This is a genomic window from Bradyrhizobium sp. USDA 4503 (assembly GCF_054055815.1).
In genome coordinates this window covers 6376872-6399053 of the sequence record NZ_JBSRXS010000001.1, presented here as the reverse complement: position 1 = coordinate 6399053, position 22182 = coordinate 6376872, and the positions used below count along the sequence as shown (strand labels likewise).

Below are 22182 nucleotides of genomic sequence, written 5' to 3'. Positions count from 1 at the left end.
GGGACGACAGCGGGCTTGCGGCGTCTATTTCGTCGTCAACGCGAATGCGCCGTTCCAGTCGTCGGGCGGCGGCTCCTTCTGGAAGGCGTGGATGCGCGCCTCGTAGAGGCGGTAGAGATATTGCAGCGTCTGCGCCTCGTCGGTCTTGCGGCCGCGTTCGATCGCGGCGAGCGCGCCGTCCCAATCGCGGCTGCGGTAGCAGGCGAGCATCTCTATGGTCAGGTTGCGCAGCCGCTGGAAGCGGCCGGAGCTCGCGACATCCTCGCGGCCGGCAATCGCATAGATCACCTCGGGCTCCTTCTTGCCCTTGACCATGATGAAGTCGAGCTCGAGGATCGCAAACTTCTCCTTCACCGCGAGCGCGGTCTTCGATCCCACGATGATCGGGAAGCCGTACTCCTTGGACTGTCCCTCGAGCCGCGAGGCCAGATTGACGCTGTCGCCGAACACCGAATAGTCGAAGCGCACATCGGAGCCCATATTGCCGACCACGCAGGAGCCGGTGTTGAGACCGACACCGATGTTGAGCGGCACATAGACGTGGCCGCCGTCCTTCGCCTCCTGCTCGCGCTCACGGTTGAGGTCGTCGACGCGCTCCAGCATGTCGAGCGCCGCATCGCAGGCGTTGAGCTGGTGCTGCTTGTCATCGAGCGGCGCGTTCCAGAACGCCATGATGGCGTCGCCCATATATTTGTCGATGGTGCCCTTGCGGGCGAGGATCGCGTTGGAAAGCGGAGTAAGGAAGCGGTTCATCAGCGCCGTGAGGCCCTGCGGATTGCTCTTGTAGGTTTCCGAGATCGAGGTGAAGCCGCGCATGTCCGAGAACATGATGGTCATCTCGCGTTCCTCGCCGCCGAGCACCAGCCGCTCTGGCGACTGCGCCAGTTGCTCGACCAGCGCCGGCGACATGTACTGCACGAATTGCGACCTGATCTGTCGACGCTGCTGCTGCTCGCGCACGAAGGCGGAGAAGATCAGCGTGAGATAGATCGCCGTGGTCGACATCAGCGGATAGGTGAAGTCGATCAGCAGCCGGTGCTGGGAATAGAAATACCAGGAGGTGCCGATCAGCACCGAGGCAAACATTCCGCCGACGGCGACCAACGTGATCGGACCGAACTTCGGCGCGAAGGCGATGACAAGGAGCCCCATGATCAGCGCGGCGAAGAACTCGATGCCGATGCCGTAATTCGGCTGCGAAACGACATCGCCGGTCAGCGCGCTCTCCAGCACCTGGGCGTGAACCTCGACACCAGGCATCGCCGGCGTCACCGGCGTCGTCTTGATGTCGTTCAGCCCGGTTGCTGAGGTGCCGATCACGATCAGCTTGCCGGCAATTCGGTCCGGTGAGACGCGCCCGTCCAGCACATCGACCGCCGAGACATAGATCGAGGGATCGCGGCGGGCGTAGTGGATCCAGAGTTGGCCGTGGAGATCGGTCGGGATCGCAAAGCCCTTGAGACCCAGGCTCTTGATACCGGCCTTGTCGGCCTTGATCAGGATCGTGCCGGAGCCGCTCGCCACCCGCAGCATCTCGAAGCTCAGCGACGGCATGGTGATGCCCTGCGCCACCATGATCATCGGCACGCGCCTGACGATGCCGTCGCGCTCCGGCCTGATCGTGAACAGGCCGCGCCCGGCAGCCGCCTCCTCAAGCACCGGCACGTTGCGCAGCAACCCCGGGAACATGTACATGAAAGGCTGCGGCTCCTCACCGAGCATCGCAAGTCCGGTGACCGGAAGCTTTTCGTTGAGGTCGGCGCGCACGTTGGGCCCGCCGGATTCGCCGAGCACCACCCGCGAGTTCTTGATGGCTTCGGCCATGATGCTGTCGTTGCTCGGCAGCTGCCGCAGCCTCGCGCGCATCTCCTCATCGAGGCTGCTGAACGTATCGGCGGCGATATCGGGGTTGAGACGATCCGGCTCGGAGAACACCGCGTCGAACGCGATCACCACGGCGCCGAGCCGGGTGAGATTGGTGACGATGTCGGCGAGCCGGGTCCGCGGCCACGGCCACTGTCCGAGCCGGGGATCGGCGAGGCTCTTTTCGTCGATGTCGACAATGGTGACCGGCCGCGCCGTCTTCTGGCGCGGTTGCAGCGCCTGGAATGTGTCAAACGTCCTGACGCGAAGCTCCTGAACCGGAGCCGGATCCACGATCCGCAGCGCAGCAATGCCGATCAACAGCGCCACGCAGACCAGCCGCGCGTAGCCGAAGCGCCGTGCGAACCACCTGCGTATCGCCTTCAGCCGTTTCATGCCATCTGGATATCACGCGCGCAGAATTGTTCCAATCGAGCAAGCAAGCGCAGTGCACAATCAGCCGGACCGGCCCCCCGGCGGCACGGCCGGGCGTCCGTCACGTAAAATGAATAATGAAGTCGTTCTGGGACAGGCTCGCCTTCGCGACATTGTGCAATGTGATCGTATCTGCGCTGTCGATCGTGATCAGCGTGTCCGCTGAATTGGTCGGCGATGTCGCAACATGCTGATCGAACCAGGTGCTGAAGGTGCTTGCCGAGACGGCCGCGGACAGGTCGATCTGGTCCTCGCCTGGCGTGAAGTTCAGGATCGTGTCGTGGTTGAAGTTCGGCGCAAACACGAACTTGTCCTGATAACCCGACCCGAAGAACACGTCCTTGTCGCTGGTCCCGGTCAGCATCACGGGCTCGGGCCGATCCTGTTGGACGTTGAAGATCAGGTTGACCGTATCGGTTGCGCCATGGCCATCGGTCACGGAAAGCGCGATCGTGTCGGTCGCTGGAGCTGTCTGGCCGGGGTTGTAAACGAGGCCCGACGATCCAAGCGCGGTGTTGATGCTGGAGAGAAGCCCCTCCTGCGACGAAGGCGCAACGCTGCTGCCCGCACCGGGCGTCGTCGCCGCGGCCATGGTGAAGGTCTCGTCGGCCGTCGCATCGGCGTCCGTCACGGTCAGGCCGGAGATCGTCTCGGTCCCGTTGGGATGTTCGGTGATACTGACGTTGTCGGTGTGGATCACGGGCGCGTCGTTGGCGCCGATCACGTCGATCGTCAGCTTCGCGGTCCCGACGGCGCCATGCGCGTCGATCGTCTCCACATCGAACGTGTCGGCATAGGTGCCCTTGCCCAACGCGTTGATCGCGGCAGCATCGGGAACATAGCTGTAGGTGCCGTCCGGGTTGACGGTCAGCGAGCCGTAGAGGCCCGCGATCTGCGTGACCGCAGTGTGGTCCGAATTGAGCGCGGCATAAGTCAGCGTCGCGGTTTCGCCATGGTCGACGTCGTTGCCATGGAGCGTGCCGGTCAGCGTGCCGAAAGTGTCGTTATCGGCGGTATCGGTGAGCGTGCCGGCATTGACGTCGGCGAGTGTCGGCGCGTCGTTGGCGCCGTTGATCGTGATCGTCACAGGCTCGTTGATGACGCCGCCATGGTGGTCGTCGATCTGGATCGTGTAGGTCAGCGTCAGCGTCTCGCCGAGGGCGAGATAGTCGAAATTCTGGTCCGCGGCCGAGAACGTCCAGGTCGACGATCCGGTTGAACCGCCGGTCGCGTCCGTCAACGTCCCCAGCGACAGCCAGTTCAGGATCGTGGCCTCGTCGGGCAGGCCCGTGGTCGCCCCGGATTCGGCGACGCCGGTGATGGTCATGGTGTGGGTGTCGCTGAGATCCACATCGGTGAAGGTCACGGTGCCGGATGCGCTGTCCAGCGTCGATGAACCGGTCGTATCGGGTTGTTCGGGGATGATGGCCGCCTGAGGCGCCGACGTGACGATCGGCGCGTCATTGCTGCCGGTAATCGTGATCGTCACCGGTTGGCTGATCACGCCGCCATGATGGTCATTGACCTCGACCGTATAGGTCAGCGTCAGTGCCTCACCGTCGGCAAGAAAATCGAAATTGCGGTCGGCGGCCGAGAAGGTCCAGGCCTGGGATCCGGCAACCCCGCCGGTCGAATCGGTCAGCGTCCCCAGCGAGAGCCAGTTCAGAATCGTGGACTCGTCCTCAGGCAGGCCTGTGGTCGTTCCGGATTCCGCGACGCCGGTGATGGACACGATGTGGGTGTCGCCGAGATCGACGTCGGCAAATGTCACCGCGCCCTGGGCCACGTCGAGCTTGATCGATCCGGTCTCGCCGATCATCTCGGGGACCGTGGCGGTCGGCGGCTCCGACGTGAACGTCGGCACGTCGTTGGTGCCCGTGATGGTGATGGTGACGGGCTGGGTGACGACACCGCCGTGGTGGTCGTCGACCTGGATCAGGTAAGTCAGCGTCAACGTCTCGCCGACAGCGAGATAGTCGAAATTCCTGTCGGCGGCCGAGAAAGTCCAGGCGCGCGATCCGGTTACGCCGCCGGTCGAATCCGTCAGCGTGCCGAGCGACATCCAGCCCAGTATCGTCGCCTGATCGGGAAGCCCCGTGGTCACGCCCGTTTCGGTGACGCCGGCAACGGTGACGCTGTGGGTGTCGCTGAGATCGACATCGACGAAGGTCACGGTACCGGATGCGGTATCCGGCACGACCGAGCCGGTCGTCTCCTCGGCTTCAGTGATGGCGGCCGCCTGGGTCGGCGAGGTGATCACCGGCCTGTCGTCGGCGCCGACGATCGTGATGGTGACCGGCAGCGTGACGACGCCGCCCTGATGGTCGTCGATCTCGACCGTGTAGGTCAGCGTCAGCGTCTCGCCGGTGGCGAGATAGTCGAAGCTCCTGTCGGCGGCCGAGAACGTCCAGGAGCGCAATCCCGTCACGCCATCGGTCGAATCCGTCAGCGCGCCCAACGACAGCCAGCTCAGCACGGTGGCATGGCTGGCAAGTCCGGTGGTGACGCCGGCCTCGGTGACGCCGGTGATGGTGACCGTATGCGTGTCGGTCAGATCCGCATCGGTAAATGTCAGCGTGCCGTGCGCCGTATCAGGCTGGGCGGAATTCGTCGTTGCTGGGAGTTCGGTGATCGAACCGGCCTGCGCCGAGGACGTCACCACCGGGGAGTCGTTGGTGCCGGTGATCGTGATCGTGAAGGTCTTGAACGTGGTCTCGTTGTTCGGTGCGAAATTGTTATCGACGCGCGCGACATAGGCCAGCGTCAGCGTTTCTCCGGCAGCCAGGAAGTCGAACGCGCTGTCGGCAAGGTTGTAGGTCCAGGTCGCCGAACCGGCATTCTTGTTGTTCGGATCGGGCTCGAGCAGCAACGGGATCTCGACGGTCTTGATGGCCGCAAGCTGCGCTGCCGTCAGCGATGAGGTCACGTCGCTGCCGTTGGCGTCCCGGTAGCTGAACGCGGAATAGTCGACCTTCGCACTCGGTATGTCACCGACATTGAGGTCCAGCCATTTGATCTGGCCCGTCGCGGTGTCGAACAGCCCGCTTTGGGTCAGCCCCGGCCGCTCGGTAAACGCCGCGTCCTGAGTCACGACCTGCGGCGGCCCCGGGATGTGCTCGATCCTGCTGTTGGGAACGCCGCCGGCCTGAGGGCCGGTCGTGTTGACGAAGGTCAGCAGAATGATGATCGGCGCGCCACTGTCGCTGCTGGTGAGCTTGAAGCTGCTCGAGACCGGGACGACGCTGTCCGTGAAGTTGGTGGTGAGCTTGGTGTTGGGATTGTTGTTGTCCGTGAACTTCAGCGCAAAGACGTCGGAGATCAGCTTCTGCGCATCGGTCGACAGTTGCGCCGACGAGACGAAGCTGACGCTGCCCTGGCCGTTGACAATGGTCTGGGTGCCGGCCTGATCGACGGTCGCGATCGGATTGAGCGTCGTCTTGTCGAACAGGATGTAGGAGCCGGTGCTGCCATCGGGCTCGACCAGCACCTGGAATTTGGCCGGCGGCACGCCGCCGGTGCCCTGCACGTCGAAATCGATCTCGACCAGCACCGCGGTGCCGCGGATGCCCATGGTCGCGACCGGCGTATCGACCTTCATGTCGCCGTGCTTGGCGGTCGCGCCGGCCACGAAGGAGATCGTGCCCGAGACCAGACTCATCAGCGACGTATTGCTCGACCCGTTCGGGTCGTAGATCATTTCGTTCAGCACCATCTTGGCGTTCGGGCCGAGACCGAACACGGTGCCGTCGATGAAGGTGATGCCGAGCGTCGAGTCGCCGCCGGATTGCACCACGTCACCCTTGTTGACGTTATCGCCCTGGTTCAGGACGATCGCGACGCCGTTGCGGATGGCCGTCGCGTTCCCGGTCAGCTTGGTGACATGGCCGATGACCTTGGCCGGCTCCGCCGCGCCGCCGGCCTGGGCATATTGAGTATAGCCGGTGAGTGCGCTGACGAGATCGCCGGTGAGATGCGCGCCGTCAGGCGACGCCAGCGGCGCGCGCTTCTCGCCCTTGAAATAGTCGTGCAGGACGAGTTCCCGATCGTCCTTCGCGATGACGAGATCGAGCCCGGCCCGCTTGAAGTCGCCGGTGAACAGCAATTGCCCGTCGTCGACGATGATCGCGCCGGGCGGAGCATGCGTGGAAACGCTGTCGACGTGCACGTATCCACGGGCATAAGCGTCCGTGCTCGGCAACAGGCCGTCGAATTTCTCGACAAAGTTCACTGCGGATCACCGCACGAGAGTTAATATTGTTAAAATATCCGAATGATTATGCCTGCATATCATCGGATAAAGCTTGGCGAAACCACTCTGTGCTTGCGCAAGGTGGTCCTGTAGTGCGGTTTGACTGGATGTGACTTGGCTCACGCTGTGAAGAGCCGTGTAGTTCGGATTCGCCTGACGGTACCATAAGGTGGGATTTAAGCCAAGATACGTACTGAGCCACGTATTCGTGGTATTGATTGGCATTTCTGTACTTGCCTCTATTTCCCCTTAGCCCAGAGCGGCCATTTGACCCCAATTTCCCGGCCAAAGCTGTGACTTAGCTTACAAATCACAGCAGTCCCGTGCGCGGACCGGCCGGGTTAACCAGAGGGCAAGGATGAGTTGCAAAGCAGTGGAAAAAGGTTCGCCGCTTCCTTTCACAAACCGGTAAAGTTTTCGGGACCCCAAGCAGGCGCCCTTTAGCCTCTTCCCCTGATTCCCCACATCTTAAGTCGATTCGAAGGGATCGTTCGCCATGCTGCCCGGCATGAAACGATCCGATCGCGTGCGCGGTGCAATTTCCACCCGCCGAAGAGCGGACAGGGGGTGTCGGATGAGATTCTCGCTTCGCCCGCTTGCGCTGAGCGCCGTCATGCTGGGCTTCGGCCTGGCCCTGGCCGCGCCGGTTGCCGAGCTCAATGCCGCTTCGCTGCTTTCGCCCGGTCCGGCGACGCTGATCAGAAAATCGACCGAGCCGTTCGGCCTGACGACCAGCCTGCTTGCCGACGGCGGCCTGCACGACAAATGGCTCGGCGTGCAGCGCCAGCTCGCCGACGAATTGGAGCAACTGGCAGCCTGCGAGAGCGACCGCGCCGGCTGCGTGTCGCCGGCGGCGCTGCGATTCCTGGCGATCGTCGATGCCGGACGGGCGCGTCAGGGTCGCGCCCGGCTCGGCGAAATCAACCGCGCAATCAACCTTGCGATCCGTCCGGGCAGCGATCTCGTGGCCTATGGCGAGCCCGACGTCTGGGCGACGCCGCTCGCCACCTTCGCCCGCGGCAGCGGCGATTGCGAGGACTATGCGATCGCGAAACTCGTGGCGCTGCGCAAGGCCGGCGTGGCGCCGGAAGATCTGCGGATCGTCGTCCTGCATGACCTCGTCGGCGGCGAGGACCATGCGGTGGTCGCGGCGCGGCTCGACGGCCGCTGGCTGACGCTCGACAACCGCCGCATGGCGATGATCGAGGACAACGACATCAGGAGTTTTCGGCCGACCTTCGTGATCGACCAGCACGGCGTCAGCCGCTATGTCGATGCCCCGCTCGTCGCCGAGGCCGCTTGGCGGCCGGCGGCGCAGACATACTTTCCGTCATTGCGAGCGAAGCGAAGCAATCCATCCCTCCGCGGAAAGATGGATTGCTTCGTCGCTCGCTCCTCGCAATGACGAGTGAATCCAGATGAGCGACTACCCGTCAGAACATCAGATTATCCTTCACCAGCACCCAGCGGCCGCCCTTGACCTGCTGCACCTGGGTGATGGTGTTGGCGAGATGATCCGTCTTGGAGAACTTGGTCGGCGGCGAGCTGAAGATGTCGAGGAATTTGTCGCCTGACTCCAGCGAGTCCAGCATCTTCTGGCCGGAGAGATCCTTGCCCGCCTTCTGGGCGTAGAAGGCGAAGGTCATCACCGCGTTGTAGCCGATGATCGCCTGGGTGTTGGCGTCGGTGTTGAACATCTTCTTGTAGTTCACCAGCCAGTCCTTCACCTTGCCCTTGGCCGTGTCCTCGTAGGGAATCTCGAAGCCCGAGGCCGCATAGAGCCCTTCGACGGCTTCCTTGCCGAGCGCCGGCACTTCGAGCACGTTGGTCGGGGTGGCGCCGAGGAAGGTCACATCCCAGCCGAGCTTCTTGGCCTCGTTCATCGCGCCGATGGTCTCGCGGATCACGGTGCCGAGCACGACGAGGTCGCAGCCGTCGGCCTTCATCTTGGCGACCTGCGCCGAGAAGTCGGAGGCGCCGCGCTTGTAGCTCGTGACCGAGGCCGGCTGCACCTTCATCGCGCCAAGCTGCTGGGTGAAGCCGTCGAGCACGTTTTTGCCGTACTCGTCATCCTGATGCATGATGCAGGGCTTCTTGAAGTTCTTCCACTCCATCATGTATTTGAGCGCGGCGCGCGTGCTCTCGACATAGGGCAGGAGGTTGTTGAACTTCAGCCGCTCCTGCGGCTTGGCGGGATCGAACTTGAAGGTGAATTCGGCGGCCGTCAGCGGGAACAGCTGCAACACGCCCGCATCGAACAGGATGTCCTGCGCGGCGAGCACGGTCGGCGAGCCCATCGGGCCGATCATCGCGAACACCTTGTCGCGCTCGACCATCTTCTGCGAGGCCAGCACCGCCTTCTTCGGATCGTAGCCGTTGTCCTCCAGGATCATCTTGATCTTGCGGCCGTTGATGCCGCCGCCGGCGTTGATCTCCTCAACCGCCATCTTCATGCCGTTGGACACCGGAACGCCCCAGACCTTGATCGGGCCGGACAAGTCCTGATGCGTTCCGATCACGATCTCGGTCGGCGAGATGCCTTCATTGGTGACCTTGGTCTGGGCTGCGGCCGGCAGACAGGTCAGCGCCAGCGCACTCACCGCAAGGCCCAGCGCCTTCAGCGATTTCGACATTGCAGTCTCCTCCTTACATGGCCCATGTTAAGCGAAGGGTCGGGCCTGCTCGCTCCTTCGCCAATTTCTTTCTCCTCGGCTATGCCACCGCGCGTTCGCCATACATGGCGGCGATCTCGGCCGCGTAGCGCTTGTTCACGAAGCTGCGCTTCAGCTTCATGGTCGGCGTCAGCTCCTCGTCCTCGGGCGTGAGCTGGCGCTCGATCAGATAGAATTTCTTGACGGTCTCGACGCGCGCGAACTTGACGTTGACCGCCTCGACCTCGCGCTGGATCAGATCCTGGATTTCGCGTGCGCGGCACAGGCTCGCGTAATTGGTGAAGGGGATGTCGTGGTCCTGGGCGTATTTCTCGACATTCTCCTGGTCGATCATGATCAGGCAGGTGAGATACGGCCGCTTGTCACCGATCACGACCGCATCCGAGACATAGGGTGAGAACTTGAGCTGGTTCTCGATCTCGGACGGCGTGATGTTCTTGCCGCCGGAGGTGATGATGATGTCCTTCATCCGGTCGGTGATCTTGACATAGCCTTCATTGTCGATCGTCCCCACGTCGCCGGTGTGCAGCCAGCCTTTGGCGTCGATCGTCTCGGCGGTCCTCTCCGGCTGGTTGAGATAGCCCATGAACAGGAAATCGCCCTTGATCAGGATCTCGCCCTTCGGGCAGATCATCACCTCGCCCCAGGGCGCGGCCTTGCCGACCGAGCCGAGCTTGATGCGATCCGCCGGCATCATGGTCGCGACGCCGCAATTCTCGGTCTGGCCGTAGACCTCGCGCATGTCGATGCCGAGCGCGAGATACCAGCGGATCAGATCCGGCGAGATCGGCGCGGCGCCGGTCAGCGCAATCCGGCAGCGGTCGAGCCCGAGCATGCGGCGGATGTTGCGGAACACCAGCCAATAGGCCGCGCGGTTGGCGAGCCGCAGCGACAAGGGCGGCGTCTCGCCCTGCAGCCGACACTCGGTCATCCGGTTGCCGATCGCGAGCGCGCGGGCATACATCCAGTTCTGGAACGGGGTCGCATCCTTCAGCGCGATGGTGATGCCGGAATAGAACTTCTCCCAGATCCGGGGCACCGCGAGGAATGCGGTCGGCTGCACCTCGCGAAGATTGTCCGGCACCGTCTCCGGGCTCTCGGCGAAATTCATCACCGATCCCAGCGCGAGCGAGAGGTAATAGCCGCCGACCCGCTCGGCGACGTGGCAGAGCGGCAGAAACACCAGCCGCTCCTCGCTGTCGGTCGAGGGGTAGAGATCGTTGGCGTGGCGCATCTGGTGCGTCACGCTGCGGTTGGAGTGCATCGCGCCCTTGGGCGGGCCCGTGGTGCCGGAGGTGTAGACCAGGATCGCGAGATCGGAGGCGGTGCGGCTGCCGGTCATCTCGTCCCACAGCGCCGGATTGCCCCAGGCATGATTGCGGCCGAGCGACGTGAATTCCGCGAGCGACAGCACCATCGGATCGGAGAAGCCGGAGAGGCCCTCCATGTCGAACACGACGATCCTCTCCAGCGTCGGACAGCGCGACCGGCAGGTCAGCACCTTGTCGAGCTGCTCCTCATCCTCGACGAAGATCACCCGCGTGCGGGAATCGTTGATGAGGTATTCGACCTGCGCGGCCGAATCGGTCGGATAGATGCCGGACGAGACGCCGCCGGCGCACAAGATGCCCATGTCGGCGTAGACCCATTCCGGCACCGCGTTGGCGATGATCGAGCCAACGTCGCCGGGACGGAAGCCTGTGGCATGCAGGCCGTAGGAGATGTCCTTGGAGATCTGCAGCCATTCGCGCCAGCTGGTCGGTTGCCAGATGCCGAACTTCTTCTCGCGGATCGCGGGCCTGTCGCCACGCGTTTGAACCGCGAGCAGAAAGCTCCTCGCGATCGTGTCGGCAACCGTCAGCACCGCTGGTCCTGCCATGCGCGCTCCCTCCTCTGCCGCCGGTCTCACGCGCCGGCTTGTGTTGCCGGTCTTGTTGGCGAAACTGGCCTGAAATCTAGCTCCAACTCTCGTTCAGTGCCAAACCTTCCTCGGCGCCATTGCCAACGCCCAGTCATTCTCAACGCCACGTCTTCTTCTTTTTCCAGCGCCGCTCGCCGCGCGCACCGGCTTCCTTGGCGCCGAGGTAGAACTCCTGGATATCGGGTGAATTCATCAGCCGCTCGCAGCTGTCGTTCATGACGACGCGGCCGATCTCCAGCACATAGCCGTAATGCGCCGTCTCCAGCGCGATCTTGGCATTCTGCTCGACCAGCAGGATCGACATGCCCTGCTCCTCATTGACGCGGCGGATGATGGTGAAGATCTCCTTCACCAGGATCGGCGACAGCCCGAGCGACGGCTCATCGAGCAACAGCAGCGTCGGCCGGTTCATCAGCGCCCGCCCGATCGCCAGCATCTGCTGCTCGCCGCCCGAAAGCTGCCCGGCCGGCTGGCCGAGTCGCTCTCTCAACCGTGGAAAATAGCCGTAGACGCGCTCGAGGTCCTGCGCCACACCGTCGCGGTCCCTGCGCAGATAGGCGCCCATCATCAGGTTTTCGCGCACCGACAGGAACGGAAACACCTCGCGCCCCTCCGGCACGTGGCTCAGCCCGAGCCTCACGATCCGGTCGGCCTCCATGCGCTGGATCGGCTTGCCGAGGAATTCGATCGAGCCCTTCTGCGGGTCGAGGATGCCGGAGATCGTCTTCAGGACCGTGGTCTTGCCGGCGCCGTTGGCGCCGAGCAGCGTCACGATCCGGCCGCGCGGCACCTCGAGGCTGACGCCGCGGATCGCCATGATCGGCCCGTAATAGCTTTCGATGTTGGAGAGTTTCAGGATGATGTCCGCTGTGCTCATGGCATCATCCTCATGCGCCGAGATACGCTGCGACGACGTCGGGATGGTGCTGCACCTCGGACGGCGAGCCCATCGCCAGCACGCGGCCGTAGTTCAGCGCGATGACGCGGTCGGAGACGCGGTTGACCAGCGTCATGTCGTGCTCGACCATCAGCACGGTGATGCCGAGCTCGCTCTTCATGTCGCGGATCCAGAACGACATGTCGTCGGTCTCCTCGACATTGAGGCCGGAGGACGGTTCGTCGAGCAGGATCAGCTTCGGCTCCGAGCACAGCGCCCGCGCCAGCTCGATCACCTTGCGCACGCCGTAAGGCAGTCCCGAGATCAGCTTGTCGCGGTAGGGCTCGAGATCGAGGAACTCGATCACCTGCTCGACGCGGCGGCGATGCGCCTTCTCGCCGGCACGAACGCTCGGCAGGAACAACAGTTCCTGCCACAGCCGGGTGGTGGAATGGCGATGGCGGCCGACCAGGAGATTGCTCAGCACGGTCGCGTTCTCGAACAGCTCGATGTTCTGGAAGGTGCGGGCGATGCCGAGTTTCGCGATATCGTAGGCCGGCTCCTGGGTGATGTCCTGATCCTCGAAGAAGATCTTGCCGGAGGTCGGCGGATAGATCCGCGAGATCAGGTTGAAGATCGAGCTCTTGCCGGCGCCGTTGGGCCCGATGATCGAGAGGATCTCGCCCTTCTCGACCGCGAAGCTGACCGCATCGACCGCCTTGAGGCCACCGAAATGCAGCGACAGGTTCTCGGCGCGGAAATAGCTCATCTGTTCCGCTCCGATTTCACATAGATCTTCTGCCGCTTGAAGGTGGCGCGCTTGTAGAGCGGGAACAGCTGGAAGAAGAGCTTGATCTTGAGCCAGCGGCCATAGAGTCCGAGCGGTTCAAACAGCACGAACAGCACGATGATGATGCCGTAGATCGCGCCCTTCAGTCCGTTGGCGGAGGCGAAGGCTGCGACCGCGTCCTGGATATGGCCCGCGCGCTCGGTGCCGGCGCCGAGGGTGGCAGCAATGCCGCCGATCACGCCGGGCATATCGTCCTTCAGATAGGTCAGGAACGGATCGATCATGACCAGGAAGATCGCGCCCAGTACCGCGCCGTGCAGGCTGAACGTGCCGCCGATCAGGATCACGATGATGAACTCGATCGAAAGCTGCAGCGTGAACATCTCGGGCGAGATGAAGGAGAGCTTGTGCGCGAACAGCACGCCGGCAAAGCCGGTGATCGCCGCCGAGATCGCGAACGACTTCACCTTGTAGAGTGCGACATTGATGCCCATGCTGCGCGCCGCGGTCTCGCTGTCGCGGATCGCGACAAAGGCGCGCCCGGTCGGCGAGCGCAGCAGATTGAGCGTGCCGACGATGGTCAGCACCAGCACCGCAAGGCAGAGGTAATAGAAGGTCGGGCCGTCGCGCGACACCGTCGTGCCGAGCAGCTGCATGGTCTTGACCCGCATGCCCTCATTGCCGTTGGTGACGCTTTCCCAGCGCGCCAGGATCTCCTCGACGATGAACGCAAAGGAGATCGTCGCGATCACCAGATAGATGCCCTGCAGCCGCAGCGCCGGAAACCCGACCAGCGCGCCGACCACGCCGGTCAACAACCCCGCGGCGAGGAAGTAGACCGGAAACGGCACATTGAACTGCTGCAGATAGGCCGCTGTGTAGGCGCCGATCGCAAGAAACGCGGCATGGCCGAGCGAGGCCTGTCCGGTGAAGCCGGTCAGGATCAAGAGCCCGACGCCGACGGTCGCGTAGATGCAGACGAAGACCAGCTGGCTCATCAGATAGCTCGAGAGCACGTAGGGCGCGATCAGCAGCACCGCCAGCAACAGGCCGTAGGAATAGATGTAGCCCGAATGCGGGAACAGCTTGATGTCGTCTTCGTAATCGGTCTTGAAGAGAAACCGCATCCGTTGCTCCTCAGACTTTCTTCCGGACGTGAAGGCCGAACAGGCCCTCGGGCTTGAGCAGCAGCACCGCGAGCAGCACGATGTAGGGCGCGACGTCCTTCCATCCCTGCGGCAGATAGAAGCCGGCCATGCTCTCGATCACGCCGATCAGGACGCCGCCGACCACGGCGCCCGGGATCGAGCCGAAGCCGCCGAGCACCGCAGCCGGAAACGCCTTCAGCCCCAGCACCAGGCCGACATTGGAATGAATGAAGGTGATCGGCGCCAGCAGCACGCCGGCGCAGGTCGCGACCGCGGCCGAGATCGCCCAGACGATCGAGACCACCCGCTTGACCGGAATGCCCATGTAATAGGCAGCCAGCATGTTCTCGGAGCTGGCGCGCATCGCGGTGCCGAGCGTGGTCCGGTTGAAGAACAGATAGAGCAGCGCGCACAGGATGATGGTCGCCGCGATCACCGACAGCTTGTCGTAGGCGAGCACCAGGCTGCCGATCCGAAGCACGCCCTGGCTGAACGGCGTCTCGATCTTGAAGTCGTCGGTGCCCCAGATCATGCCGGAGACCGAGCGCAGGAAATAGCCGAGCCCGATCGTCGCCATGATGATGGAGAATTGCGGGTAGCCGAGGATCGGCCGCACCACGAGCCGCTCGGCCAGCATGCCGAACAGCGCCATGCAGATCACCGCGCCGGCGAACCCGACCCAGTAATTCAGCCCGAGCATGCCGATGAAGGTGAAGGCGAAAAAGCCGCCCAGCATCATCAAATCGCCTTGCGCGAAGTTGACGACCTCGGTTGCCTTGTAGACCAGCACGAAGCCGAGCGCGATCAGGCCGTAAACGCAGCCGAGCGCGATGCCGCTGACGAGCTGCTGAACAAAGTCCAGCATCGTTCCCTCCCCGATGCCCGGCGATTCTTATCCGATCGCTCGTTGCATCCCGCCTTCACGCCCTTGTGTCTGGAGCGCCGAAAGCCGCCTATGTCCGCCCCGATTGAGCCAAAAGGCCCGATCCCTGTCAACAAACCGCTGTTGTCGCTGTATCATCACATTTGCGGAGATTTGCCGCAGCACGGACTAATACGGATATCACCTTTGATTTGCCCCGTGCGATTCACTGCACCGAAACGGTTTTTGTCCAAGCTTTGCGCAACCGACGAGCGAAATTCCGGATCGCCACCCCGCCATGACACCTGAACTGTCCGCACTCGCCGTGCGAGGGTTAACCAAGCGTTTTGACCGCCCGGCGGTCGACGCGCTCGATCTCACGATCCGTGTCGGTGAGTTCTATGCGCTGCTCGGACCGAACGGCGCCGGCAAGACCACGACGCTGCGCATGGTGGCGGGGCTATTGCGGCCCGATGCCGGCTCGGTTTCGATCCTCGGCATCGACGCGCTGGCCGATCCGGTCGCCGCCAAGCAGATCATGGCCTGGGTGTCCGACGAGCCGATGATCTACGACAAGCTGACGCCGCTGGAATATCTCGAATTCGTCGCCGGCCTGTGGGGCATCGATCCGCGCACGTCGGAGAGCTCGGCGCGCGATCTCCTGGTGTCGCTCGGGCTCGAGCCGCATCTCAACGAGCGCTGCGAAGGCTTCTCCAAGGGCATGCGCCAGAAGGTGGCGCTGGCCGGCGCGCTGGTGCACGATCCCCGCCTGATCATTCTCGACGAGCCGCTGACCGGCCTCGACGCGCTGTCGGCACGTCACGTCAAGGGACTGCTGCAGGAGCGCGTCCGCGCCGGCTGCACCGTGATCATGACGACCCACATTCTCGAAGTCGCCGAGCGGATGGCCGACCGGATCGGCGTGATCGCGGCCGGCAGGCTCATTGCCGAGGGCACGCTGGCCGAGCTGCGCGCGCAGAACGGCCGCAACGACACCACCCTCGAGGACATGTTCATCGCGCTGGTCGATACCGAAGCGGCGGCCGCGTGAGCTCGGTCGCCCACCTCACCTGGTTCGCGCGGCACGAATTCCGCCTGGCGTGGCGCGAATGGCTGGCGATGATGACCGGCGGCCGGCGCCGGCGCAATCGCGCCGTGATCGGCCTCTTGGTCTTCGCGGCGATCCTGCATCTGCCGGCTTATGCCGTGGTCAACCGCTATTCCGACTTGCGGTTTCCGCTCGACCCGTCGTCGCTGATCGTGCTGACCGCGACGATCTTCCTGGCCTGGGCGCTGATGCTCTCGCAGGCGATCGAGTCAGTGACGCGCGTGTTTTACGCCCGCGCCGATCTCGATCTGATCATGTCGTCGCCGGCAAAACTCACCAACATCTTCTCGATCCGGATCGCCGCGATCGCGCTGACGGTGAGCAGCATGGCGCTGTTGCTGTCGACGCCGTTCATCGACGTGCTGGTCTATCTCGGCGGCCCGCGGTGGCTCGCCGGCTTCGGCGTCGTCCTTGCGATCGGGCTGTCGGCGGCAGCCGCCGCGATCGCCGTCACCGCGTTCCTGTTCCGCCTGATCGGGCCGAGCCGGACGCGGCTGGTGGCGCAGGTCGTCTCCGCCGTGATCGGCGCCGGCTTCGTCATCGCGCTGCAGGTCGTGGCCGTGCTGTCCTACGGCACGTTGTCGCGCTTTGCCTTCCTGACCTCGGAAACCGCGGCGCGAATTGCCCCCGCCCTCGGCAACCTGCTGTGGTGGCCGGCGCGGGCATCGCTCGGCGACCTCGAAATCATGATGCTGCTGCTCGCCGCGGCGCTGGTGATGCTCGGCGGCGTGATGGCGATATTCGCACCGCGGTTTGCCGATACGGTCGCCAGCGTCGCCGCCAATCCAGCTGCGGTGACGCGGGGACGCGCCCGCGCGTTCCGGGCGGGCTCGCGGCAGCAGGCGCTGCGGCGCAAGGAATTCTTGCTGCTGCGTCGCGATCCGTGGCTGCTGTCGCAGACCCTGATGCAGATGCTCTATCTGCTGCCGCCGGCGCTGATGCTGTGGCGCAGCTTCTCCGGTACGTCGACCGCGATCGTGCTGATTACGCCCGTCATCGTAATGGCCGCAGGCCAGCTCGCCGGCGGGCTCGCCTGGCTGACCATCTCCGGCGAGGACGCGCCCGATCTGGTGGCGACCGCGCCGCTGCCGCCGTCACGCGTGACCCGCGCCAAGGTCGAGGTGGTCCTGATCGCGATCGCCGCAATCTTCGCCCCGCTGGTGGCCGCGCTGGCGTTTGCCTCGCCAGGTCAGGCCGCGGTCACGGCGATCGCAATCCTCATCGCGACCGCATCCGCCGCCGCGGTCCAGCTCTGGTTCCGCGCACAGGCCAAGCGCAGCCAATTCCGCCGGCGCCAAACCTCCTCCCGCATCGCCACCTTCGCGGAAGCCTTTTCCTCGATCGGCTGGGCCGCAACCGCGGCACTGGCCCTGACAATCCCGACGGCCGCGCTGGTCAGCGGCATTCTGACGCTGCTGACGCTTGCCATCGCCTGGAAGATCAGCCCGCGGCGCTAGCCTTCATCACCTCGATCACCGCCGCGGCAAACGCCTCGGGCGCTTCCTGCGGCAGATTGTGGCCGGCATGCGGAATCAGGCGATGGGCAAGGCGGCCGGTGTACTTTGCCGCGGTGCGACTGCCGTCGGTCGCGAACGTCACGCCGTCGTCGGCGCCGTCGAGCGAGATGGCGGGGACCCTGATGACAGGCAATGTGTCGAGCCGCCGCTGCAAATCCGCATATTGCGGATCCCCGTCGACAACGCCGTAACGGTGCCGATAACTGTGGATCACGACGTCGACATAATCAGGATTGTCGAACGCAACCGCGGTCCGCTCGAAGCAGGCGTCGTCGAACGCCCAGCTTGGCGACCATTGCGACCACAGGATTTTGGCGATGCCGCGCCGGTTGGCGGCGAGCCCCGCCCGCCCCCGCTCGAGCTGGAAGTAGTACTGATACCAAAGCGGCACCTCGCGATCAGGCGGCGCCGGCACCATCGCATGCGCGATGTCCTGGATCATGTAGCCGTTGGTGCAGACGAGTCCGATGCATCGTTCCGGCCACAGCGCCGCACCGATCGATGCGGCGCGGCCGCCCCAGTCATAGCCGGCGAACACCGCGCGCTCGATGCCGAGCGCGTCCATCAGCGCGATCAAGTCGGCGCCGACCGCCGCCTGCTCGCCCGAGCGCGGCGTCGCCTTGTCGCGGAACGCCGTCGGTCCGTAGCCGCGCAGATAGGGCACGATGACCCGACAGCCCTGCGCCGCCAGCATGGGCGCGACGTCCACATAGGAATGGATGTCGTAGGGGAAGCCATGCATCAGCAGCACGGCCGGCCCAATGGAGGGGCCCGCTTCGTAATAGGCGATGTTGAGCACACCGGCATCGACATGGCGCAATGGCTCGAGCCGTTTGGTCGAAGGCGCGCGCTGCGAAGAGACGGTATCAGTCACGCAGAACTCCCTGATCTCGATCGTTTGCGCGGCATCCTAGCGTGTCCCGACGCAATAATCGCCCGGCTCGTGTTGCAGCCCGCGCCATGGAGCGATGCACGGGCCTCATCATGACGGCGCGCCAATTGCGCGCTACTCTTCCGTCCGCGGATGCCGCCGCAGACGGAACAGGTCATGCTGAGATTGCTCGCCGCGCTCGTCTTGCTGGGATCATTGACCGGTCACGCCTTCGCGCAGGACGCCCGGCGCAGCGAATGCCTGGCGATGGCAAATGCGCCGCCGCGCGCCGTTCCCGTGAGCTACCGCCGCGTCGCGGACAAGAACGCGACCAAGTCCGACGAAGTCGCGATCACCTATGCCGGCCATTCGACCTACTATATCGACACGCCCGGCGGCATCCGGATCGCGACCGACTACAACGGCGTCTATCGGACCGGGCGGCTGCCCGACGTCGCGACCATGAACCGGGCCCACGCGACCCATTACACGCTGTTTCCCGACCCCAAGATTCCCCACGTGCTGCATGGCTGGGGCGAGAACGGCCAGGCCGCGCATTACGCGATGCGCATCGGCGACGTCTATATCCGCAACGTCACCACCGACATTCGCCGCTACTGGGGCGAAGACCCCGGCGGCGAGATGATCAAGGACGGCAATTCGATCTTCATCTTCGAGGTCGCCGGCCTCTGCATCGGCCATCTCGGCCACCTCCACGTCAAGCTCGACGACAGCCATTTCGCCGCGATCGGCCGGCTCGACATCGTGATGGTGCCGATCGACGGCACCTATACGATGTCGCTCGACGGCATCTCCGAGATCACCAGGCGATTGCGCGCCGCCGTCGTGCTGCCGATGCACCGCTTCACCACCCCGCTCGACGAGTTCATGCGCCTGATCGGCCAGCAGTTCGAGATCGATCGCCGCGGCGGCGAGCGCACCTTGCGGATTTCGCGCGACACCCTGCCGGCGACGCCGACGGTGATCATCCTCGACGGGGTGTGAGGCTCAACGCACTCATTCCTCCGCCGCCTGGCTGCGCCGGTAGTGCCGCCGCGATTTGGCAAGATTGCCGCAATCGCCCATCGAGCACCACCGCCGGTTCTGAGTACGGCTCTCGTCAACGAACAACCAACCGCAACCCCGCTCATCCTGGCACTGCTTCACCCTCAGCGCACGGGGCCCGGTCAGAAGGCTCACCGCCGACCATGCGATCGGCTTGAGCAGCGTCTCGGGCGCAACTTTCCCGGCTGTCGGCAGCCACCGCAGGGTGTCGCCGACAGGTGCGAGCGCAACACCGCCCAACGCGGCTTCAAGGTATCGGTTGATATCGGCCAGCGCCGTCGGATCGATCCGGCCGCCTCCGATGCGGGCGATAAAGATCCTGTAGAGCGCCTCGCGCAGACCATGCGCCGCATTCAGAAAGGCATCGGCCTCGTGCGGTGAGGCTTTCCATCGCGCCCTGAGCTGCGCGGCGATCCGGCGATCCGCCAGTTCGGCATCGACCAGCCATTTCAGAATGGAATCCGAAGTCGCGATCCGATCCTCAACCAGGTCGCGGAGACGCCATGCGACGGTATTGACGAACTTGATGCTGAGCTCTTCCCGGGACGACGCCTCAGGCGAAGGAACGCGCGGCATGGTCCAGCAACTCCTCTGGAACGCATAACCCCTTAATGGGTTGGATTGATAACCCATTAAGGGGTTAGAATCTAGCTCGGGAGCCCCGTATGCCCAAGCGCCTTTTGATTGTCGGCGCGTTCGCCGCCATCTATCTGCTTTGGGGTTCCACCTACTTCGCGATCGCGCTCGGCTTGAAGTCGATCCCGCCGTTCCTGCTGATGGGCCTTCGCTCGCTTGGCGGCGGCCTGATCCTGATCGCGCTGAACGGGGCTGACGTCACGCGCGTTTCGCGGTGGAACTGGCTGACCGCAGCACTCTGCGGCGTGCTGTTCTTCGTCGGCTGCCATGGTGTTCTCGCTTATGCCCAGCAATCGGTTCCGTCCGGCATCGCCGCGATCATGCTGGCTACGATCCCGTTCTGGGTGTTGCTCATCGATTTCCTGTATCCGCAAACCCGGCGTCCCGCGACCATGACGCTGGCCGCATTGCTGCCCGGCCTTGCTGGTGTGGCAATCGTGGGCTGGCAATCGGCCGAACAGGGCCATTTCAGTATCCTTCCCATTCTGCTGCTGCTCGCTGCGGCGTTCTCCTGGGCGATGGGCACGGTGCTGTCGCGTCGGACTTCGGATCATGGTTCGCCAACATTGTCGTCAGGCATGCAACTGTCGATCGGCGGCGCGGTCCTGTTTGCAATCAGTCTTGCGTCCGGTGAACTGGAAGGCTTCTCGCCGCGCGGCGTTTCGGCGCCCTCGCTCGCGGCCGTGATCTATCTCGCCATCGCCGGCAGCGTCATCGGCTTCACGGCATTTCGCTGGCTGCTCGACAATGTGTCGACGTTCATGGTCTCGACCTACATCTTCGTCAACCCGATCATCGCCGTGCTGCTCGGCACGCTGATTCTGGGCGAGCCGTTTTCCGTCACGATGTTGTTTGGAGCGCTTCTTGTCATCGCCTCGGTCATCATCACCTGGCGCACCGAGCAGGCAACGCCGGCGTCGGCGAGGCAAGCTCAGTCGATGACATGGTCGCGACCGGCAATACGGTCGGGGTGACCGGCACCCGCAGACGTACGCATGCCTCCTCAGGCAGAGGCAGGTTTGACGCGCTCCTGCGCGGCTCGTTATCCTCTCCCAAAGCCGACATCGTATCGGCGGCCGACAAGAGCAAGAACAGGGAGCATCATCCATGGCCAGCACTCTGCCCGCCTCCGCCAGCGGGCTCTATGCCAATCCGCGCGAAGACTGGCTCGCCCAATACACCGAGAAGATCATCGATCCGGCCCGTCCGATCGTCGATCCGCATCACCATCTCTGGGACCGCGGGGGCTTGCGCTATCTGATCGAGGAGATGCGCGACGACATCGCGTCCGGCCACAACATCGTGGCGACCGTCTATGTCGATTGCCGGTCGATGTACCGCGCCGACGGCCCGGAGGCGTTCCGTCCGGTCGGCGAGGTCGAGTTCGCCAACGGCGTCGCGGCGATGGGGGCGAGCGGCGGCTACGGCAAGGCGGCGATCTGCGCCGGCATCGTCAGCCACGTTAACCTTCTGATCGGCGATCAGGCCAAGGCGGTGCTGGAGGCGGAGATTGCCGCCGGCAACGGCCGGTTCCGCGGCATCCGCCACTCCTCGGCCTGGGATGAAGACCCCAACGTCGCCCACATGTACGCGAACCGACCGAAGGGCATTCTGCTGGACTCCACCTTTCGTAGGGGGTTCGCCTGCCTGGCACCGCTCGGCCTCAGCTTCGATGCCTGGTTGTTCCACCCGCAGATCGGCGAGCTGACCGACCTCGCCCGCACCTTCCCCGACACTCGGATCGTGCTCGATCATTGCGGCGGGCCGGTCGGCACCGGCCGTTTCGCCGGCAAGCGCACGGAGACCTTTCCGGTCTGGCAGGCGTCGATCCAGGAGATCGCCAAATGCCCGAACGTCGTGGTCAAGCTCGGCGGGCTGGCGATGTGCCTGCTCGGCTACGACTTCCACCTCCGCCCCAGGCCGCCCTCGTCGGAGGAACTTGCGGCCGCCTGGCGGCCTTATGTCGAGACCTGCATCGAGGCGTTCGGTCCGGACCGTTGCATGTTCGAGAGCAACTTCCCACCTGATAAGGGGCAATGCAGCTACCAGGTCATCTTCAACACCTTTAAACGGCTTGCATCACAATATAGCGAAGCCGAAAAGACGGCGTTGTTCTTGAAGACGGCAAAGGATGTCTATCGGCTCGATATCGGGTAAGCTCTCGACTC

The 22182-nt window shown here is 64.0% G+C and carries 16 protein-coding genes; 6 read left to right on the top strand and 10 right to left on the bottom strand.

The window, feature by feature from the left end; all coding sequences use genetic code 11:
* Positions 1-24: 24 nt before the first annotated feature.
* Both ACVMIH_RS30375 and ACVMIH_RS30370 read right to left on the bottom strand, forming a co-directional pair.
* On the bottom strand, positions 25-2259 hold the full coding sequence (locus tag ACVMIH_RS30375; RefSeq protein WP_456864438.1) for a CHASE2 domain-containing protein: 2235 nt from the start codon (positions 2257-2259) through the stop codon (positions 25-27).
* Between the two features lie 100 nt (positions 2260-2359).
* On the bottom strand, positions 2360-6526 hold the full coding sequence (locus ACVMIH_RS30370; protein WP_456864436.1) for a VCBS domain-containing protein: 4167 nt from the start codon (positions 6524-6526) through the stop codon (positions 2360-2362).
* Positions 6527-7121: 595 nt separating this feature from the next.
* On the opposite strand from ACVMIH_RS30370, the gene ACVMIH_RS30365 reads away from it, so the two are divergent.
* The gene (locus ACVMIH_RS30365) at positions 7122-7952 is read left to right on the top strand and encodes a transglutaminase-like cysteine peptidase (protein ID WP_456864434.1); all 831 of its coding nucleotides are present in this window, start codon (positions 7122-7124) and stop codon (positions 7950-7952) included.
* 28 nt (positions 7953-7980) lie between these two features.
* Here the strand turns inward: ACVMIH_RS30365 and ACVMIH_RS30360 are convergent, their stop codons facing one another.
* From ACVMIH_RS30360 to ACVMIH_RS30335, 6 genes are all read right to left on the bottom strand, one after another.
* Entirely contained in the window at positions 7981-9180 is a 1200-nt protein-coding gene (locus ACVMIH_RS30360; protein WP_050382511.1) for an ABC transporter substrate-binding protein, read from the bottom strand.
* A 79-nt stretch (positions 9181-9259) separates the two neighbouring features.
* Complete coding sequence (locus tag ACVMIH_RS30355; protein ID WP_057020092.1) at positions 9260-11098, bottom strand: AMP-dependent synthetase/ligase; 1839 nt, start codon at positions 11096-11098, stop codon at positions 9260-9262.
* Positions 11099-11237: 139 nt separating this feature from the next.
* Positions 11238-12017, bottom strand: coding sequence for an ABC transporter ATP-binding protein (locus ACVMIH_RS30350; protein WP_057020093.1), 780 nt, complete (start codon positions 12015-12017; stop codon positions 11238-11240).
* A 10-nt stretch (positions 12018-12027) separates the two neighbouring features.
* Positions 12028-12786, bottom strand: a complete 759-nt coding sequence (locus tag ACVMIH_RS30345; protein WP_028336610.1) for an ABC transporter ATP-binding protein — start codon at positions 12784-12786, stop codon at positions 12028-12030.
* Positions 12783-13934 carry a branched-chain amino acid ABC transporter permease gene (locus ACVMIH_RS30340; RefSeq protein WP_016846829.1) on the bottom strand — a complete coding sequence of 384 codons (1152 nt, stop codon included), beginning with the start codon at positions 13932-13934 and terminating at the stop codon, positions 12783-12785. The genes ACVMIH_RS30345 and ACVMIH_RS30340 overlap by 4 nt, the downstream gene beginning before the upstream one ends.
* A gap of 10 nt (positions 13935-13944) precedes the next feature.
* Complete coding sequence (locus ACVMIH_RS30335) at positions 13945-14820, bottom strand: branched-chain amino acid ABC transporter permease (RefSeq protein WP_028336612.1); 876 nt, start codon at positions 14818-14820, stop codon at positions 13945-13947.
* A gap of 295 nt (positions 14821-15115) precedes the next feature.
* Here ACVMIH_RS30335 and ACVMIH_RS30330 point away from each other — a divergent pair, with 295 nt between their 5' ends.
* Positions 15116-15868 carry an ABC transporter ATP-binding protein gene (locus ACVMIH_RS30330; protein WP_050382508.1) on the top strand — a complete coding sequence of 251 codons (753 nt, stop codon included), beginning with the start codon at positions 15116-15118 and terminating at the stop codon, positions 15866-15868.
* Positions 15865-17382: a permease gene (locus ACVMIH_RS30325; RefSeq protein ID WP_456864431.1), complete on the top strand. Its 1518-nt coding sequence runs from the start codon at positions 15865-15867 to the stop codon at positions 17380-17382. The genes ACVMIH_RS30330 and ACVMIH_RS30325 overlap by 4 nt, the downstream gene beginning before the upstream one ends.
* On the opposite strand, the gene ACVMIH_RS30320 is transcribed toward ACVMIH_RS30325, so the two are convergent.
* Positions 17366-18316 carry an alpha/beta fold hydrolase gene (locus ACVMIH_RS30320; protein ID WP_456864429.1) on the bottom strand — a complete coding sequence of 317 codons (951 nt, stop codon included), beginning with the start codon at positions 18314-18316 and terminating at the stop codon, positions 17366-17368. The two genes, ACVMIH_RS30325 and ACVMIH_RS30320, sit on opposite strands and share 17 nt — an antisense overlap.
* Before the next feature lie 174 nt (positions 18317-18490).
* Here ACVMIH_RS30320 and ACVMIH_RS30315 point away from each other — a divergent pair, with 174 nt between their 5' ends.
* Complete coding sequence (locus tag ACVMIH_RS30315) at positions 18491-19318, top strand: MBL fold metallo-hydrolase (protein WP_456864427.1); 828 nt, start codon at positions 18491-18493, stop codon at positions 19316-19318.
* 12 nt (positions 19319-19330) lie between these two features.
* On the opposite strand, the gene ACVMIH_RS30310 is transcribed toward ACVMIH_RS30315, so the two are convergent.
* Positions 19331-19954: a CGNR zinc finger domain-containing protein gene (locus tag ACVMIH_RS30310; RefSeq protein WP_168858232.1), complete on the bottom strand. Its 624-nt coding sequence runs from the start codon at positions 19952-19954 to the stop codon at positions 19331-19333.
* An 89-nt stretch (positions 19955-20043) separates the two neighbouring features.
* Here ACVMIH_RS30310 and ACVMIH_RS30305 point away from each other — a divergent pair, with 89 nt between their 5' ends.
* Together ACVMIH_RS30305 and ACVMIH_RS30300 are read left to right on the top strand one after the other, a co-directional pair.
* On the top strand, positions 20044-20988 hold the full coding sequence (locus ACVMIH_RS30305; protein WP_456864425.1) for an EamA family transporter: 945 nt from the start codon (positions 20044-20046) through the stop codon (positions 20986-20988).
* A 133-nt stretch (positions 20989-21121) separates the two neighbouring features.
* Positions 21122-22171 carry an amidohydrolase family protein gene (locus ACVMIH_RS30300; protein WP_456864423.1) on the top strand — a complete coding sequence of 350 codons (1050 nt, stop codon included), beginning with the start codon at positions 21122-21124 and terminating at the stop codon, positions 22169-22171.
* Positions 22172-22182: the final 11 nt, after the last annotated feature.